This window comes from Serratia sp. CoH_122_TC_1 (genome assembly GCF_058191755.1).
In genome coordinates this window covers 53,074-70,733 of record NZ_JBXWLA010000008.1, presented here as the reverse complement: position 1 = coordinate 70,733, position 17,660 = coordinate 53,074, and the positions used below count along the sequence as shown (strand labels likewise).

15 protein-coding genes are annotated in these 17,660 nt (G+C 52.9%); 7 read left to right on the top strand and 8 right to left on the bottom strand.

Going from position 1 to position 17,660, the window contains the following annotated elements:
* Nucleotides 1-2: 2 nt before the first annotated feature.
* Nucleotides 3-881, top strand: a complete 879-nt coding sequence (locus AC2FC2_RS11940) for an ATP-grasp fold amidoligase family protein (RefSeq protein ID WP_490659276.1) — start codon at nt 3-5, stop codon at nt 879-881.
* A gap of 105 nt (nt 882-986) precedes the next feature.
* On the opposite strand, the gene AC2FC2_RS11935 is transcribed toward AC2FC2_RS11940, so the two are convergent.
* Complete coding sequence (locus AC2FC2_RS11935; protein ID WP_490659275.1) at nt 987-3,119, bottom strand: TonB-dependent siderophore receptor; 2,133 nt, start codon at nt 3,117-3,119, stop codon at nt 987-989.
* A 414-nt stretch (nt 3,120-3,533) separates the two neighbouring features.
* Here AC2FC2_RS11935 and AC2FC2_RS11930 point away from each other — a divergent pair, with 414 nt between their 5' ends.
* The 4 genes from AC2FC2_RS11930 (at nt 3,534) to dsdA (ending at nt 7,471) form a co-directional block, all read left to right on the top strand.
* Nucleotides 3,534-4,976 (top strand): GGDEF domain-containing protein, encoded by a 1,443-nt coding sequence (locus AC2FC2_RS11930; protein WP_209633541.1) that lies wholly within the window; start codon nt 3,534-3,536, stop codon nt 4,974-4,976.
* Nucleotides 4,977-5,088: 112 nt separating this feature from the next.
* Nucleotides 5,089-5,442, top strand: a complete 354-nt coding sequence (locus AC2FC2_RS11925) for a DUF1428 domain-containing protein (RefSeq protein ID WP_209633539.1) — start codon at nt 5,089-5,091, stop codon at nt 5,440-5,442.
* A 13-nt stretch (nt 5,443-5,455) separates the two neighbouring features.
* Nucleotides 5,456-5,926, top strand: a complete 471-nt coding sequence (locus AC2FC2_RS11920) for a VOC family protein (protein WP_209633537.1) — start codon at nt 5,456-5,458, stop codon at nt 5,924-5,926.
* A 207-nt stretch (nt 5,927-6,133) separates the two neighbouring features.
* On the top strand, nt 6,134-7,471 hold the full coding sequence (dsdA, locus tag AC2FC2_RS11915; RefSeq protein WP_490307487.1) for a D-serine ammonia-lyase: 1,338 nt from the start codon (nt 6,134-6,136) through the stop codon (nt 7,469-7,471).
* Nucleotides 7,472-7,543: 72 nt separating this feature from the next.
* Here the strand turns inward: dsdA and AC2FC2_RS11910 are convergent, their stop codons facing one another.
* Complete coding sequence (locus AC2FC2_RS11910; protein WP_209634210.1) at nt 7,544-8,194, bottom strand: TetR/AcrR family transcriptional regulator; 651 nt, start codon at nt 8,192-8,194, stop codon at nt 7,544-7,546.
* A gap of 414 nt (nt 8,195-8,608) precedes the next feature.
* Here AC2FC2_RS11910 and AC2FC2_RS11905 point away from each other — a divergent pair, with 414 nt between their 5' ends.
* Complete coding sequence (locus AC2FC2_RS11905) at nt 8,609-9,970, top strand: MFS transporter (RefSeq protein WP_490659339.1); 1,362 nt, start codon at nt 8,609-8,611, stop codon at nt 9,968-9,970.
* A 102-nt stretch (nt 9,971-10,072) separates the two neighbouring features.
* Here the strand turns inward: AC2FC2_RS11905 and AC2FC2_RS11900 are convergent, their stop codons facing one another.
* The 6 genes from AC2FC2_RS11900 to AC2FC2_RS11875 form a co-directional block, all read right to left on the bottom strand.
* The gene (locus tag AC2FC2_RS11900; protein ID WP_490307488.1) at nt 10,073-10,960 is read right to left on the bottom strand and encodes a PhzF family phenazine biosynthesis protein; all 888 of its coding nucleotides are present in this window, start codon (nt 10,958-10,960) and stop codon (nt 10,073-10,075) included.
* A 158-nt stretch (nt 10,961-11,118) separates the two neighbouring features.
* On the bottom strand, nt 11,119-12,555 hold the full coding sequence (locus AC2FC2_RS11895; protein ID WP_265553306.1) for a 6-phospho-beta-glucosidase: 1,437 nt from the start codon (nt 12,553-12,555) through the stop codon (nt 11,119-11,121).
* Between the two features lie 128 nt (nt 12,556-12,683).
* The gene (locus tag AC2FC2_RS11890) at nt 12,684-13,418 is read right to left on the bottom strand and encodes a MurR/RpiR family transcriptional regulator (protein ID WP_265553304.1); all 735 of its coding nucleotides are present in this window, start codon (nt 13,416-13,418) and stop codon (nt 12,684-12,686) included.
* An 87-nt stretch (nt 13,419-13,505) separates the two neighbouring features.
* Nucleotides 13,506-14,813, bottom strand: a complete 1,308-nt coding sequence (locus AC2FC2_RS11885; protein ID WP_490307489.1) for an MFS transporter — start codon at nt 14,811-14,813, stop codon at nt 13,506-13,508.
* 90 nt (nt 14,814-14,903) lie between these two features.
* Nucleotides 14,904-15,854, bottom strand: a complete 951-nt coding sequence (locus tag AC2FC2_RS11880; protein ID WP_490307490.1) for a 2-hydroxyacid dehydrogenase — start codon at nt 15,852-15,854, stop codon at nt 14,904-14,906.
* 200 nt (nt 15,855-16,054) lie between these two features.
* Nucleotides 16,055-16,960: a DMT family transporter gene (locus AC2FC2_RS11875; protein ID WP_490307491.1), complete on the bottom strand. Its 906-nt coding sequence runs from the start codon at nt 16,958-16,960 to the stop codon at nt 16,055-16,057.
* A 128-nt stretch (nt 16,961-17,088) separates the two neighbouring features.
* Between AC2FC2_RS11875 and AC2FC2_RS11870 the strand changes: the two genes are divergently transcribed.
* Nucleotides 17,089-17,658, top strand: coding sequence for a helix-turn-helix domain-containing protein (locus AC2FC2_RS11870; RefSeq protein WP_209633518.1), 570 nt, complete (start codon nt 17,089-17,091; stop codon nt 17,656-17,658).
* The last annotated feature ends 2 nt before the right edge of the window (nt 17,659-17,660 follow it).

The following is a 17,660-nucleotide window of genomic DNA, read 5'->3' as shown; positions in this document are numbered from 1 at the left end:
GTATGAGAAAACACATTAATAAATTTATCATGAATCAACTGGCAACATTCTCGCCGACTTTTAAAGCGAAATACATATATAAAAAGGCCTTCGGGAAGACATTAAATTTAAACCCTCCGGCCACGTGGAACGAAAAGATAAATTATCTGAAACTTAACGATTACAGTAACAATGCATTAATCACGCAATGTGCAGACAAATATGCAGTGAGGGAGTATATAAAAGAGAAAGGCTGTGAGGAGATCCTTAATGAACTCTATTTCGCCTGTGACTCTGTTCATGAAATCCCATGGGCGTCTTTGCCGGAAAAGTTTGTGATTAAAGGTAATCACGGTTCTGGTTACAATTTGATTTGCCAGGACAAAGGCTCGCTAGATATTACACAAGCAGCTAAAACCATTGAAAATTGGATGGAAAGTGACTACTGGAAGGTCTATGCAGAGTTAAACTATAAGAATATTAACAAAAAAATCATTGGTGAAAAGTTCATCGCGTCATCGAGTGGCCAGGGGCCTGATGACTATAAAATATACTGCTTCCACGGTGTTCCTTACTGCACGTTGCTGTGTGTCGGCAGGGAAACCGGCACGCCGAAATATTACTTTTTTGATAAAGACTTCAAATTCTTGTGTTATAGCCAAGACTGTTTGGCACTTAGCCAGGAAGAGATTGACGCCTTTGTGAAACCTGATGGGTATGACGCGCTCTTTGAGTACGCCAGAATATTATCTGAACCCTTTGAGTTTGTCCGCGTTGATTTCTATATCTCCAACGGCAAAGCTATTTTTGGTGAGTTGACCTTCACACCCTCCGCAGGTATTGATACGGACATGCTCGAATCAACAGATATTTTACTCGGGAAGATGCTTAACCTGAAATAACACCGTACCCACAGAGGATATGTTGTCACCCTGTGAACCCACAGGGTGTTTTTTTATCTTCTGCCGGAAGACACAACTCCCCGGACGGCATCCGGGGAGTCACGATCAGAAATCTACCGTTGCCTGCAGGCTCAGGCTGCGCGGTTCCCCCTCAATGACCCGCAGGTTACCCGCACTGGACGCATAATATTCGCGGTTGAACAAGTTTTTGACGTTCAGCTTGATCTGGGTGTGTTTGCCAACCAGCTTACTGTCCCAAGCGATAAACGCATCTGCCACCGTGTAGGCAGGCATGGTAAAACTGTTTTCCGGATCGCCTGCGCGACGGCCCACATAGCGGCCCCCTCCGCCCAGCCGTACATCACCCGGTACCGCAGGTAGCGTCATGCGGTGGCTGAGATAGAGACTCCCCATGTTGGTTGGGGCGTTCACCAGGCGGTTACCGACGTTATCCGGGCTGAGGTTATCTTCGACAATCTCGGTTTTGTCGTAACTGTAATTGGCGGTCAGATCCCAATTGCGGGCGAGTTCTCCGTTTAGCTCCAGTTCAACGCCGCTAGAGCGCGCTTTTGGAATGCTGCGAGTGACGCCGTTGATAAAGATCGACATATTGTTTTCGTCTATACGGTACAGCGCCAGCGTAGCATCGACCACTGGGGTCACTTGCCATTTACCGCCAACCTCGTAGGTAGTGCCGGTTTCAGGCGTAGCAACGTTCCCGTTGTCATCCACGGCCGTGGACGGAGTGAAAGAGCGGCTGTAGTTGGCATACAGTGAAACAGCCGGCGTGAGCTTGTACACCACACCGGCCTGCGGCAGGAATTTGTCATCCTTGTCGTTCAGCGTGTTTTTGGGGTTCTGGAAGCCATTACTGTTGTTTTGGTAATAAGACTGGTAGCGGGCGCCGAGGACGGCAATCCACTGGTCGGTTAAATGAATACTGTCTTTGGCGTAGACCGAACGACTGTACAAGGTGCTGCGTAGATTACTCAGGGCATCATTGTAAGTACTGCTGTTGGTCACCGGCGTTTCACCGTAGGCAGGATCATACATATTGAAGGTTTTTGACACCTTGCCGCGGTAGGAGTAGGCCTTGTAGGTCTCATTTTTCTCATAGTCGACGCCCACCAACAGGTCATGTTGCATGCCAAGTGCGATCGGCGACCCGATCACATCCCAGGAATAATAGTTTGTCTGGTGGTTGAAGCCGCGGTTGGCATCCGCACGGCGTGAAACAATTCCCGTGGCGGTGTCGATCGCCGTGGCACGCACTTCGTTGCTGTCGTAGCGACGTTGCATCCAGGCATAGTTGAAACGGGTGGTCCAGGTGCTGTCCAGTGCGTAGTCATAATGTGCGTTGAGGCGTTTGTTTTTGCCCCATGCGTGGTTGGCATAATCGTCCAGCCGGCGGTTATAAGGAATATCGACAGGCTTGCCATTGATAAAGGCCGTGCCGCGGTCATAAGGAATATCGTATTTGTATTCGCTGTAGGCAATGTTGAATGACGCTTTATCGCCAAACCAACTGAGTGACGGTGCAATCAGCGTATGCTCATCGGTGCCAAAATTGCGCCAGTAATCTTCGTGTTGACGCTCGGCAATAAAACGAAAAGCAAAACCGTTGCCGAGTGGCCCGGTGACGTCGACCGTGCCGCTGCCGCCACCAAAACTGTTAGTGGCACCGCTGAGGCGGGTGTTCCAGTCGTATTGCGGTTTTTTACTGATGAGGTTAATGATGCCGCCAGGGCTGAGAATGCCATACAGCAACGACGCCGAGCCTTTAAGCACCTCAACGCGGTCAGTGGTGGCGTCCATGCTCAAGCCCTGATTACTACGAACGCCGTCGATGAATACTGAACCGTCCGAGTTAACACCAAAACCACGTTTGACAAACCCGTCTTCAGTGCCGCCCAGCGTATTACCCTGTGTCACGCCACTGACGAATTTCATGGCATCGTTGACGCTTTTGACCTGGAAGTCGTTAATGACGTCAGGTGTGACAACGCTGACAGATTGCGGCACTTCGCTGAGTGGGGTGTTGGTTTTGCTGGCGGTGGACGCGCTATCCGTGCTGTAGCCCGCTGCTGGCAAGGAGCTGGTTGTGACGGTGAGCGACTCGTCCTCTGCCTGGGCGGTGGCCACAGGCAGTGCCGGTAAGACGCTGACAAGCAGGGGAATTGAACGAAAAACCTGACATTTTTTTGTTTTATTCAGACGATGACTTTCTACCTGGTGCATACAATTCCATATCAAATTAATAAATAATAACGATTATCATTTTTATTATAATTTGCATATGCACGATTTGAATAGTGAATGTTTGTCTGATTGGGGGAAACGCGATCCTGGAGCTTTGCAGCCAAAACCGCGCGCTACGCTTTTGCGCTGTGGTGAAGCGCAATCTGGCCTCGTTTAACACGACGCGCCACAGGCGAGGGAGCATGGGAATTCGGCCACTACATAACGCTACAGATTGATACATAATAGTATTTTTAAAGCGTTAATTAACGGGTGCCAACCCCGCTAAAAGTGGCAATAATATGAGTCTGGCTGCGCGTTTTACGTGCACCGTCAGGCATGGCAGACGGGCTATCCGTTGCCATTATGCAGGCTAGATTTTATCCGTATTCTTCGCAAGCCTCTGGAAGCAAGATGCACACCACCGAGTTATCTGGCGCGACAAAATTACAGCATGCAGTGATCGTTCTTTTGCTGGTGTTTGCAACCTGTATCTTTGGCATTGAAAGCCGACCTACCGGCCTTTTGGCGACATTTTGGCCGACCAATGCCGTGTTGCTGGCCGTTCTGGTGCGTTACCCTAAACTCGCCAGCCCTGTGGGGTGGGCGATGGCCATGCTGGGTTATTTGGCAGCCGATTTACTCACCGGCAGTACGCTGGGCAAAGCCCTATTGCTCAATGGGGCCAATATGGCGGGTGTGGCGGTCGGATATTATCTGTTTATGCTTTTGCCGCCGCAAATTCGTGCCCTGGAACGTACCTCGTCCAGTATTTATCTGTTTGCTATCTGCCTGGCGAGTGCGACCGCAACGGGGTTACTGGGTGCAGGGGCTTCAGTGTTGCTGTTCGGTCGTCAATATCTGCCTTCATTGGCGCTGTGGTTGTCTTCTGAGTTCACCAATTACATTACGTTAATGCCGTTTATTCTGGCTTTACCGGCAGACTGGAAAGGGTATTTGCGCAGCATTACGCAGGCAGTGACCTTGCGCAGTCAGTGGTACAACATCTGCACAAAGGTCGCCGTGTTAATCCTGCTGACGATGGCCTGTATCTGCAGCGTCGTGATTGGCGGCCCCGGCGCGGTGATTTTCCCCATGCCAATCCTGCTGTGGCTGGCGATGACGTTTTCGCTGTTCAGTACGATGATTGCCGTGTTGGCCTATGTATTGTGGTGCCATCTGGCGATTGATCTGGGGCTGATCGCTATTAATCTCGACATGACGATATTGCAAAATACGGTGTCGATGCGGTTGGGCGTGGCGCTTTTGGCGCTGGGGCCGATCGCTGTCGCCAGCATGAATTTTGCCCGAAATGCACTGCTGCGCAGGTTAGAGCACGTAGCGAACCACGATGCGCTGACCCACGTATTAACCCGCAACGCCTTTATGCAGCGTGGCACGCGCCTGGTTAGCCAAAAAGGGGAACGGGTCTGCATTATGATGCTGGATATCGACTATTTTAAATCGATCAATGACCGTTTTGGCCACGCTGGCGGCGATGTGGCGTTGTTGTCCTTTACCCGCGCCATCATGGGGGACCTGCGCGAGCACGATCTCTTTGGCCGCATGGGAGGAGAGGAGTTCGCGATCGTGGCGCCGATCGAACAACCGCAAGATGCGATGTCGCTGGCTGAGCGCTTGCGTCGACGAATTGAAATTGAATCTATCACCATGCCAGCCGGTAACCATTTGCAAATCACGGTGAGCATCGGCATGGTTACCTGCATTGGCGGTTCCGAACAGAATCTTGACAACCTGTTGAAAATCGCGGACTTAGCAGTATACAAAGCCAAAAACAGTGGCCGGAACCGGGTCGCAACGCCAGAGTTACTCCCTCGAAACACCCCCGACCTTTGAGCCCCCCGGGGGTGTAAATGGTTGCCCCCGCCAATGGCGTCTAAAATGGAAGAGGGCGTAGGCAGCTCCGTCTGCGCCACACCGACTGTCGAACAGACAAGAGGAATCTCCGATGAAATATGTTGAAGGTTTTGTGGTGGCGGTACCCGCCGCCAATAAGGAGGCGTACCAAAAACTGGCCGCCGCAACGGCCCCCCTGTTTAAAGAGTTCGGTGCCACGCGGATCGTCGAATGCTGGGGTAATGATATCCCCGATGGCAAACTCACCGATTTTCGTGGTGCGGTTAAGGCTGAAGCTGATGAAGTTGTGGTATTCAGTTGGATCGAATACCCGTCTAAGGCCGTACGCGATGAGGCGAATCAGAAGATGATGACCGACCCGCGTATGAAAGCGTTGGGCGAAAAAATGCCGTTTGACGGCAAGCGAATGATCTTCGGCGGCTTCGAATCTATCCTGGACCAATAGCGGAGGGGATATTGTGAAAATAACCCAACACTTGTGGTTTGAGAAAGACATGGATGCAGCACTACGCTGTTACATCGATCTGATCCCCGGTTCTTCCCTAACCTGGCACTCCACATTGCCTGCCGACACCCCCAGCGGCCCGGCAGGCAGCGTAAAACTGGCGGCTTTTACGCTGGGTGACCAGCGGTATGCAGCGATTGAAGCGGGCCCTTTGGATCCGTTCAACCACAGTTTCTCCATTATGGTCGAATGCGCAGATCAGGCGGAGGTTGATCGCCTGTGGGATGCGTTGAGCGACGGCGGTCGTGTTGAGCAATGCGGTTGGTTGCGCGATCGCTGGGGGTTGAGTTGGCAGATTGTTCCCAAGCGACTGACAGAGCTGATGAACGATCCCGATGCCATGAAGGTAAGAAGGGTAACCGAGGCGATGCTGCAGATGGTCAAACTGGATGTTGCGGCGTTAGAGGCGGCAGCTCGCGGATAACATCGCAGCTAACTGCCCCGCAGTCATATTGGCTGTGGGGCAGTTAGGTGATTCTGTGTAATGCAAAGCGTCATCCTGGGGTGTAAATTGACGCAAATCACCTTTTTGCATCAACCCTGCTCACGCAGGGCTGAATTTTTATCATTTGTCAGCGTCGACGAATCGCTGCACCCTAGAGCTAACCTTTGTGCAGCGTAGAGAACAAAAATGGAAAAGACACAGATTCAGCAATGGGTTACCCAATTCCCGCTGGTGCAGGCACTGATCGACCTTAAACCGGTGACCTGGTTCAACCCACGAGCGACCACGTTGAACGCGGGGCTGCCCTTTGTCGGTCTTGGCGCTGCCGACGTGACCGATGCGGAACAACGGTTAATGCGTTTTGCCCCTTATCTGAGCGCCGCCTTCCCGGAAACGCGCATCACCAACGGGGTGATTGAATCTGATGTCGTCGCGATTCCTGCCATGCAAACGGCGCTCGATCGGCGCTATAGCCTGCCGTTAGGCGGGCGTTTATGGCTGAAAAAAGACAGCCACCTGCCAATCTCCGGGTCGATCAAGGCCCGCGGGGGCATTTACGAGGTGCTGACACATGCAGAGAAACTGGCTCTGGAAGCAGGGAAACTGCAGTTAACGGACGATTATTCCAGGTTGTTCTCGGCGGAGTTCCGCGAATTTTTCAGCAACTACCGCATTGCGGTGGGCTCAACCGGTAACCTGGGTATGTCGATCGGCATTATCAGTGCCAGACTGGGTTTCAGCGTCAGCGTGCACATGTCGGCAGATGCCCGTGAATGGAAAAAGCAGAAGCTGCGTGATAATGGCGTCAACGTAGTTGAATACGCACAAGATTATGGCGTCGCCGTGGAACAGGGCCGTTTGCAGGCCGCGCAGGATCCACACTGTTTCTTTATTGATGATGAAAACTCACAGACGTTATTCCTGGGCTATGCCGTTGCCGGTGGGCGTTTGAAGCGTCAGTTTGACGAGAAAGGCATTCAGGTTGATGCCCAACATCCGCTGTTCGTTTATTTGCCCTGTGGTGTCGGCGGTGGCCCCGGCGGGGTCGCTTTTGGGCTGAAACTGGCTTTTGGTGACCATGTGCACTGCATTTTTGCCGAGCCGACGCACTCACCTTGTATGCTGCTGGGTGTGCACACCGGACTGCACGATGGCATTGCCGTTCAGGATTTGGGCATTGATAACCACACCGCGGCAGACGGCCTGGCGGTTGGACGCGCATCCGGCTTCGTTGGGCGCGCCATGGAGCGCCTGCTTTCCGGTTTTTACACGCTCAGCGATGATGAGATGTTTGCGCTTCTGGGGTTGCTGGATCGTCATGAGCACATTCAGCTTGAGCCTTCTGCCTTGGCCGGTATGCCGGGGCCATGGCGTGTCACGGCAGATACCGAGTGGCTGGCAAGTCAGGGGCTGAATGAGGCGCAGATGAAGAGTGCTACCCATCTGGTATGGGCAACGGGCGGTGGTATGGTGCCTGAAGCGGAAATGGCCAAATATTTAGCTAACGCACAACAGGTTGATTAGTGCGACAACAGCCTAAGATCTGGTGCACTTTTACCCCGCAGGATACGTTCTTTCTGAGCGTATCCTTGGTCATCACCGTCCCAACGCCAGGTAACGCAGGGTCGCCACAACCGCCAACTGACGGTTATGAATCACCTGATCTTCGGGCGGTTCATGGCTTTCAAACAGGGTATTAAAAGTATACTGGTTGGCGACATAGTGGAAACACAGGCTGCTGATCAATCGATGCACGTCAGCGGCACTGGCGTCTGGAGTGAACAGCCGCTCTTGCTTACCGCGCTGCAATATCGCCTCCAGCAGTGTCAGTGCGCTCTGATTCAAGGCCTTAATACGTGGTGACTGGCGGATATACTGACCGCGCATCATGTTTTCCATGCAGATCACGCGGATGAAGTCAGGGTGTTCTGCGTGGTAATTAAAGCTTTCTTCTACCAGCCGGGTCATGGCCTCTACCGGGGCCAGTGCTTGCAAATCCAACCCCGTTTCGTGAGCGCGTATATGCAGATATACGTGCTCAAGCACGTCCAGGTAGAGCGATTCTTTATTCTTGAAGTGATAAACCACCATACGTTTGGTGGTCGCAGCCTGCTCTGCAATGTTCTCCATGCGAGCGCCTTTTAGGCCCGCTTCGGCAAACTCAGCCAGTGCCGCAGCGAAAATGCGTTGCTTCAGGCCGACGGGGTCGTTTTTGCGCTTGGTGGCAGGGATCTCATCATTCTTCAAAACATCAGTCACTTATCTTTATGGGGACACCGGTTAAGAGTAACCGGGGTGACCCGTCAATACAATCCGCCGCCTCTTCACTTTTGAGAAGGGCATCATGTTGCGGAAATGTAAACGAACAGCAATGATAGACGTCTCAACTGCCATTAAACAAGACTATTTTCCACTTTATAACGGCGAGTTTTACGGATGTTAAGGGCAATGACGGGGTAAACGCGCAGCCTAATGTCCTGCTTGGTGCTGACGGGGTGATATCTCTTACTGTTGAAAATGTACCTTGCGGTTCGAAAAGCATCGGATTATCGATAATCTCCGTTGCCGACCCGTGCAGGAATTCTTACAGTAGCAGCACGATAATTCACGGTTTGTTCGATGGTTGAACATGGGCATGCTGAGCGTTTGTGCGAAGGAAAAATTGTGGTTTCAAACGAAATTGATGTTCGAACGCTGATCAACGATCGTCCGATATGTGCCTACCAGAAACTGATCATCTTGCTGGGATTCATTGTTATCGCCCTGGATGGATTCGACATTACCCTGATGGGGTTTATCGCACCGGAGCTGAAAAACGAATGGGGCGTGGGTAATCATCAGTTGGGTATGGTGATCAGTGCGGCGCTGATAGGCCTGACAATAGGGGCATTACTGTCCGGTCCGTTGGCAGACTGGTTGGGTCGCAAAGTGATCATTATCAATAGCGTGTTCTTTTTTGGCGTATGGACGCTGGCCACCGCATTCTCACACAATATTGATCAAATGATTTTCTTCCGCTTTATGACCGGACTGGGGCTGGGAGCGGCGATGCCTAATGTGGGCACGTTGATCTCTGAATATGCACCGGAAAAGAAACGCTCTTTTGTTATCACCGTGGTGTTCTGCGGCTTTACTTTCGGTGCTGCGCTGGGGGGATTTGCCGCATCGTGGATCATTCCGCACAGGGGCTGGCATGCACTTTTATTACTGGGCGGCATACTGCCACTGGTGTGCGTACCGCTGTTAATCGCCAAGCTGCCGGAGTCGGTGCGATTTTTGGTGGCCAAACGTGCCAGCCAGCAACGCATTGGCAAAATTGTGGAAAAACTGGCCCCCGGTAGCACAAATCCCTATACGCGTTACAGGTTGCCGACACAGGTGGAACCCGGCAAAGGCGCAATGCAGATTGTGGTCTCACGACAGTATTGGTTCGGTAGCCTGATGCTGTGGTTGGGCTATTTCATGGCGCTGTTTCTGGTCTATCTGCTGGGCAGCTGGTTACCGACGTTGGTTAAAGGTATCGGCATGAGTGTGGCGCAGGCTGCGGTGATTACCGCTCTGTATCAGGCAGGTGGCACCTTCGGTTCGCTGATTACCGGTTGGTTAATGGATCGGGTTAATCCGCACCGGGCGTTGGGCGTAATCTATTTGTTGGGTGCGTGTTTCACGTTATTGATCGGGCTGGTGGCCCATAGCACGGTCATGCTTGGCATGGTGGCTTTGGCCTGCGGTTTTTGCCTGAACGGCGCGAATACCGGCATGAATGCGCTGTCTGCGCATTATTATCCTACAGAAGCACGGGCTACCGGCTCCAGTTGGATGCACGGCGTTGGGCGTATTGGCGCCATTCTGAGCGCCTTCGCCGGAGCTGAAATGCTGGCGCTGGGGTGGGGGTTCGACCGCATTTTTGCCATTATCGCCATTCCGGCGTTAATCACCGCTTGCGCCATCTTTGTAAAGGGTGCCAAGGGGTATAACCGCCAGGCGCAATTGGCTACCCGCGGCATTGCCAAAGGCCTTTGATCTGCCCAGACCCAGGCACTGCGGTGGTCTCAAGCTTCACTAAATTTAACCCGGCAAAATAGGATGCCGGGCAGGCCACACCCCTGTGCTTATGTGGACGTTTTAAAGCCCCACCGTTTTTGTGCCGATCATAATGGCTTGCCCACCGACGCTAACGCGGCTAATGGTCCGCGCCTGTGTATCAATCGTCACCTGGATCAGAGACGAGCAACCCATGGCTCGCCCTTGCTCGAACAGAAAATGGGTATCGTCGGGCAGGACATGATTGACCAGATAGCATCCCAGAGCGCCACTGGCACTGCCGGTGGCGGACTCTTCACTGATACCGTAGAGCGGTGCGAAATTCCGGCAGTGGGCGGTGATGGGGGCTTGGCGACTCAGTTCAAATACGTGGAAACCGATAGCATCGAATTGGCGGCTCAGGTTGGCGATCGCTTCATCGTCGGGCTGCAGGCTGTCTAACTGGCCAGGCTGTACGGGGACAATGATGTCCGGCAATCCCGTTGAGACCACAGCGATGGGCAAACCGGTCCCCACAATGACCTCGGGGTGAATGCCGAGGGCAAGCGCAACAGATTCAACATCAGGCCCTGGCCGGGTGATAGGGAGAGTCTGCTCCATAACGACATCGTGGGGGCTGACGGCGACACTCAGAATACCGGCTTTGGTTTTTTGGCTATACTGGCCCGGCTTAAGCAGATGGAGCGAAACCAGCGTAGAGAAAACGGCTACCGTCGCATGCCCGCAAAAATCCACCTCGCCTTCAGGCGTAAAAAACTCCACCTTAAAATCTGTGTCGTCACCGGTATAGACGAATGCGGTCTCGGAAAAACCGACCTGCCGCGCAATAGCGATTTTTTGCGTAACGTTCAGGTCGGGCGGGTAGAGAACGACCCCAGCAGGGTTGCCGCCAGAATTCTCCCGGGTAAAGGCGTTCACAAGGTACAGGTTGACGCTGTGTCCAACCGAGTGCGTTGTTGCGTTTTGCATCTGTGGTTCCTGCATTATGGTTTGGTGAATGCTTTCACTCATCATCGATCCTTCTCTTTTAAATGCAGACGGTTGGAGGGAGTAATATGTGACTGCGCCATGACTATGCCACAATAAAAAAGAGCCACAAAATGTGGCTCACAGGGGGAACGGGCGTATTACAGCTGTTCGCCGTTGCTGGCGATAACCCTTCGGTACCAGTCAAAACTCTTTTTGCGCGAACGCTCGAGCGTGCCGGTACCGTCGTCGTGTTTGTCGACGTAGATAAAACCGTAGCGTTTGCCGTATTCCCCGGTGGTGAAGGAGACACAGTCGATACAGCCCCAAGGGGTGTAACCGATCAAATCAACCCCGTCGTCGATCACGGCTTTTTTCATCTGTTCGATATGTGCGCTTAGGTAGTCGATGCGATAATCATCGTTGATTTTACCGTCAGCTTCGACCTTGTCGAAGGCGCCAAAGCCATTTTCAACGATAAACAACGGCTTCTGGTAGCGTTCGTACAACACGTTCAACGAGTAACGCAGCCCAACGGGATCAATCTGCCATCCCCAGTCGGACGCTTTTACATGCGGGTTTGGTACGTTACCGGGGAAGTCGAACATCGCATCGCCAGTGCTTACCGCATCGGCCTTCAGAGCATTGCTCATGTAGTAGCTGAAACCGATGTAATCCGCGCAGCCTTCGCGCAGGGTTTGTTCGTCCTGCGGCTGCATCTCAATCTTGAAGCCTTTGCGTTCCCAGTCTCGCAGCAGGTACGACGGATAGTAGCCGCGCACTTGCACGTCGGTGAACAGGTAGCGCGAATGCATCGCTTCTACGCTGTACATGACGTCGTCTGGCTTGCAGGAGAACGGGTAGAAGGGCACGCAGGCCAGCATGCAGCCAATGTTGAATTCCGGGTTAATCTGGTGACCGAGTTTAACCACCTGAGCACTGGCGACAAACTGGTGGTGCAATACCTGATACAGCGTCTGCTCTGGGTTCTCTTCTTGGGTATACACCACGCCGGAACAGCAATAGCCAAACAATGGGTACTGGTAGTTGCTCTGGTTGTTGATCTCGTTAAAGGTCATCCAGTACTTCACTTTATGCTGATAACGACGCAGTACCACCTCGCTGAAACGCACGAAGAAATCGACCACCTGACGGTTCTTCCAACCGCCATACTCTTTCACCAGGTGATAGGGCATCTCAAAGTGCGACAGGGTGATCACCGGTTGGATATTGTATTTCAACAACTCATCAAACAGATCATCGTAGAATTGCAGGCCGGCTTCATTCGGCTCAAGCTCATCACCCTTAGGGAAAATGCGGGTCCAGGCGATCGAGGTACGGAAACATTTGAACCCCATTTCTGCGAACAGCGCGATATCCTGTTTATAGCGACCGTAGAAATCCACCGCTTCGTGGTTGGGGTAGCGATAGCCTTCCAGCACACCGTCGGTCATCACGCGGTCCACGCCGTGTGCACCGCCCGACAATACGTCTGCGATGCTAGGGCCTTTGCCCCCTTGATCCCAACCGCCTTCAACCTGGTGCGCAGCGACGGCGCCACCCCACAGAAAATCTTTCGGTAACTGTTGTTGTTTCATCGTTGGTTTCTCATTCCATTATTCATGAAAGGTCACGGATGAGAATATAGTAGCAAGCTGGAATTGAATGTCACGATATAACAAACCGCCCCTTAGGGTGACTTGTTACATTAAAAAAACAGGCTGTTTTATTTCGCGGCGCTAATATGACCCAATCGCTTGCCGATGGTTTCAATAATGTAAATAACCGGGATTTGGGTCGTGATATTATGGTGCCCGGCGATCAGCTGCGGTGGCACGTGGTAGGAGAGGTTGAAGTCTGCCATGCGCGCCAGCGATGAGGTTTCATTGTTGGTGATGCTGACAATCTTGCAGTTATGCAGGCTGAACTGGCTGGCCAGACGCAGGATCTCTTCCGTCTCGCCAGACACGGAAAGCATAATGGCGACAGCGCTTTTATACATGTCACTGTTGATAGGGTAATAAGGGTCATCAATATGGGTGCTGAATTTACCTACATTGGAAAAGAAACGCGCACCGTATTTCCCTAATGCGCCCGATGTGCTTACGCCAACAAAAATAATACGTTCTGCGGCGGCAATATATTGTACCGCCTGGTCAATAAGCTGGTTGAATTCGTCGTTGTTAATACTTTTAAAGAAACTGATTATTTCACTGGTGCCGAAATCTATCGGTGGCGCTTCGGTCTGTTCAAGATACAACTTAAAGCGAATGCGGAATTCAGAATAACCCTCACAGCCCATTTTTTTGCAAAAACGCAGTACCGTGGTGGTAGATACCCCGACGGCCTCCGCCAGCTCGCGAATGGTCATGTATATCACGGGGTTCTTATTCTTGATGACGTAGTTATAAACCATCAACTCCAGTGCATTGAGTTCGGCAATTGCTTTATGGGTAAACATAGACCTATCCAACGAGTAACAACAGACCTTAATCAGCGGGCTAACATAGCAAATTTTGCCGTTGCCCGCTTGTGGTTTTGTTGTCGCTCAGGCCCGTTTGGCCTTGTCCAGCAGCGCGTCATGCGCCGATTCGCTGTCGGTCAGGTCACACTCTTTTGGCAAGCGCCATGCGATGATCCCGGCAATGATCAGCGACACCGCCAATCCGCACACCGCGACGTTTTGCCCATAGAGATAAATCATCACGCCCACCAGATAAGGTCCGCAGAATCCCCCCAGATTGCCCAAGCCATTAATGACGCCACGTGCGCCACCGGCCACTTCTGCAGAGGCAATACGCCCGGGCATTGACCAGAATGGGCTGGTTGCCGCTTTCAGGAAGAAACCACAAACCACCAACGCGATATAGGCGGCCACCACGTTATGGCGTAACACCACCGATGCCAGCAAGGCGGCAGCGAAGCAGAACAATGACACCATCACCCACAGCCGACGCTTGCCGGTTTTGTCGGTAAGGACAGAAATCAGGTAAATCCCCAACAAGGTTGCCACGAAAGGTAAAATGGCCAGGAAGCCCACAGAGGCCATATTGCCGCCTGTGAGGTTCTTCAGAATAGTAGGCAGCCACAGGGTGTAACCGTAGTCACCGGTTTGATAAAAGAAGTTCAGCAGCACCAGCTTCATTAGCCCTTTATTGCGGAATACGTCTTTCAGCGGGGCATTGCTGACCGGTTGTGTTCTGCTGCGGGCCTGACGTTCCCGCGTGAGTTCAGCCACCAGATATTCTCGCTCGCGGGCCGGTAACCAACGCGCCTCTTGTGGCCGATCGCTGATCAATAGCCACCAGACGGCTAAAACCACTAACGACAGCACACCTTCGAGGATAAACAACCAGCGCCAATCGAGTTGGTTAATGATGGCACCAGAAATCGGTGCGGTCAGCATGCCCCCCAACGGCGCAAACATCATGACAAAGGCATTGGCTCGGCCCAGCTCTTTTTCTGGAAACCAATTGCTGATCATCGTCAGTACTACCGGCAACATGCCGCCTTCAGAAATACCCAAGACAAAGCGCAGCACCAGCAGTTGATAGTGATTGGTGACAAAACCGGTCGCTACAGACACCACGGCCCAGGCGCACAATGACCAGGCGATAAAGCGTTTACCGCTGCCGTTAACCGCGATGCGGCCGCCGGGAACCTGCAAAAACAGATAGCCGATAAAAAAGATGCCGCTGGCTAAACCGGCCATTTGGCTGGTGATCCCTAGATCACTTTCCATACCGCCGGGCAGCGCAAAACTGATATTAACGCGGTCCATAAAGGAAATGATGCAGGCAATCAGGATCGGGGCAATGACCCGCAGCCAGCGGGTGTTGGGTATTTTATTATCCATGGCGATCTCTCTTTACAGGACGCAGGGAGAACCTCCAGAGCGCGAGGTTCTGTTATTCGGCGGTAATAAAATCGAAAGAAAACGCGTTATTTATTCGATGGCGTGGGGCAGTGGCGCATAGTTAAAAAAGGCTTCAACGTTGGTAAACACGATGTCGCTCATTTTTTGCCGCGTTTCTTGGGTGGCGCTGGCAATATGCGGTTGCAGTACGACATTATCCATGGCGATCAGCGCGGCGGGCACCTGCGGTTCGTGGGCATAAACGTCGAGCCCGGCACCGGCAATGGCGCCGCTTTGCAGTGCCGCGATCAGATCGGTTTCATTGACGATGCTGCCGCGGGCAATGTTGATCACCAGTGCATGTGATGGCAGGGCATCGAATACCGCTTTATCCACCAGGCCTGCACTGTCCTTGCCGCCGGAAATGGCGATCACAAAGAAGTCACTTTCCCGCGCCAATGCCAGCAGATCCGCGTAATAGGTGTAGGGCAGTGAGCTGTCCTGTTGGTGACTGGCGTACTGGATGCGCATGTTGAACCCGGCGGCGCGCTGAGCGATAGCACGGCCGATATTCCCCATGCCAAAAATGCCCAGTCGTTTACCGCTCACCTGCACTGACAGGCCTGGTGCCTCGTGTAACCAGCGGCCATCGCGGACAAAGCGGTCGTTGTGACACAGTTGACGCGCGGTAGCCAGTAGCAGCCCAAGAGCCATATCGGCCACGTCCTCAGTCAGTGCGCCGGAGGTGATGGTGACCTTAATACCGTGCTGACGGGTGTAGCTCAGGTCAATGGCGTCTGTTCCTACGCCAAACACGGCAATCAGCCCTAACTGCGGTAACTGTTCGAGAACCGCCGTTGTGACGCCGATATCGCCACGGGTGACAATGGCACGCAAGGAACGCCCTTTGGCCGCCAGGAAAGCAACCGGATCCGCGTGTTCATATAAGCGGTGCACGACAAAGGTCGCCTCAAGGCGAGCAAGCAGATTTTCCATTACTGGGGCAATTAACAGCACTTCATCGGGCGTATGGGTCGTCATGGTTTCACCTGTTCAAAAATAGCGTAACGTCGTTATTGCTATAAAAGCGGTTTTCCACAGACGGTTTTGCGACAGATATCACGCTGAAGGATGTTAAAAAAGGGTGTTACCGGTAATGTGACCAAGGGGGTAAAACCGGTAACAGCGCGCCGTAACATGCGGTTCTCCGGGGAATAACGCCTCTGTTGAGGGGTAACCCGTTAGCGATCTCCGGCCTGAGGAGCGGCTTTACTCGCCTGCAACAGCTGCCAACCAAAGTTCATGCCGGCCGCCGACAACAAGATGGCCGCAGCGCCCAGTAATTGCATCAGGCTAAGGCGATGTCCGAATACGGCCCAGTCGACCAGAATCGCCATTAATGGGTAGATGAACGATAAAGCCCCGATCAGAGTGGTGGGGATTTTCTGGATCGCACTGTACAACAGCGAAGACATCAAGCCGGTATGCAGCAAGCCGAGAGTGGCCAGCAGCAACCAGGTATGGGCTGTTGGTGGCAAGGAAGCCAGACCGGCGAAGGGGGCCAGCAGCACCATGCCAACGGTGAGCTGAATGAGTACGAGCAGATGCGGCGGTACGCCTTTCAACTGCTTGACGATAGCGGCTGCTACCGCATACATAAAGGCCGCGCCCAGCGCCAGTAACACCCCGGTAAGGTAATGGGCATTGGAACTGCCTGTATCCTGTTTACCTGTAATGATCAGCAACATGCCACCAAAGGCCAGCACCAGCCAACCGAGTTTATTCGCCGTCATTTTTTCACCAAAAAACAACACGCCCAACCCGACCAACATAAAAGGCTGGACGTGATAGGTGACGGTTGCCACGGCAATTGACGCGTAGGAATAAGCGCCGAAAAGCAGCGTCCAATTCAACACCAGTGCTAGACCACCGAGTACCGCAATGGCCGCCTGACGGCGAGTTAACACGCCTTTTCTTAACTGACCCAGCAAGGCACAAACGATCAACATTGCCAGCGCACCAAACGCACAGCGCCAGAAAACCACCGTGGGTGCCGGCTGCCCCAGTAAAACGACCGGCCAGCCCACGGTGCCGGAAATTACCATCGCGAGGCTCATCTGCAGCACACCGCTGGTTTTTATTTTCATTCATTTTCTCCCTGATGTGATAAGCGCTTGTCGCCGTGAATGTAAGACATTAAAATGAACAACTGAACATTATGATGAACACCTACTGGGTGTTCGTCAAGTCGAACAAACGGATGATATGGTGAACAATGAGCGATAATGCCAGCAACAGCGCCACACCCATTGGCCTGCTTTCTGCCGCAATCCGCCGAGAGCGTGAGCGGATTGGGTTAACGGTTACCGAATTGGCACGCCGGGCGGGCATTGCCAAATCAACGCTCTCGCAACTGGAAACCGGTAGCGGTAATCCCAGCCTGGAAACATTGTGGGCGTTGGCCATGGCCCTGGATGTGCCGGTAAGCCGGTTAATCTCCCAACCCCGTCAGCACGTTCAGGTGATCCGCGCCAATGAAGGGGTTACTACCGTTTCTGAACACGCCAATTATGCCGCCACGCTGTTGGCAACCTGCCCGCCGGGGGCACAAAGAGATATTTACCGCCTGCGTGTACAGCCGGGGGAGTCGCGCATTTCACGGCCGCATATGCCGGGTACCATTGAACATGTGATTATCAGCAGTGGCAGAGCGCGAATTGGGCCGACAGAACAGCCAGTGGAGCTGGGCGCGGGGGACTACATCCGTTATTCCGCCGATCGAGAGCACATCTTTGAAGCCCTGGAAGCGGATACCACGGCGGTCATGCTGATAGAACAAGGCTAGTC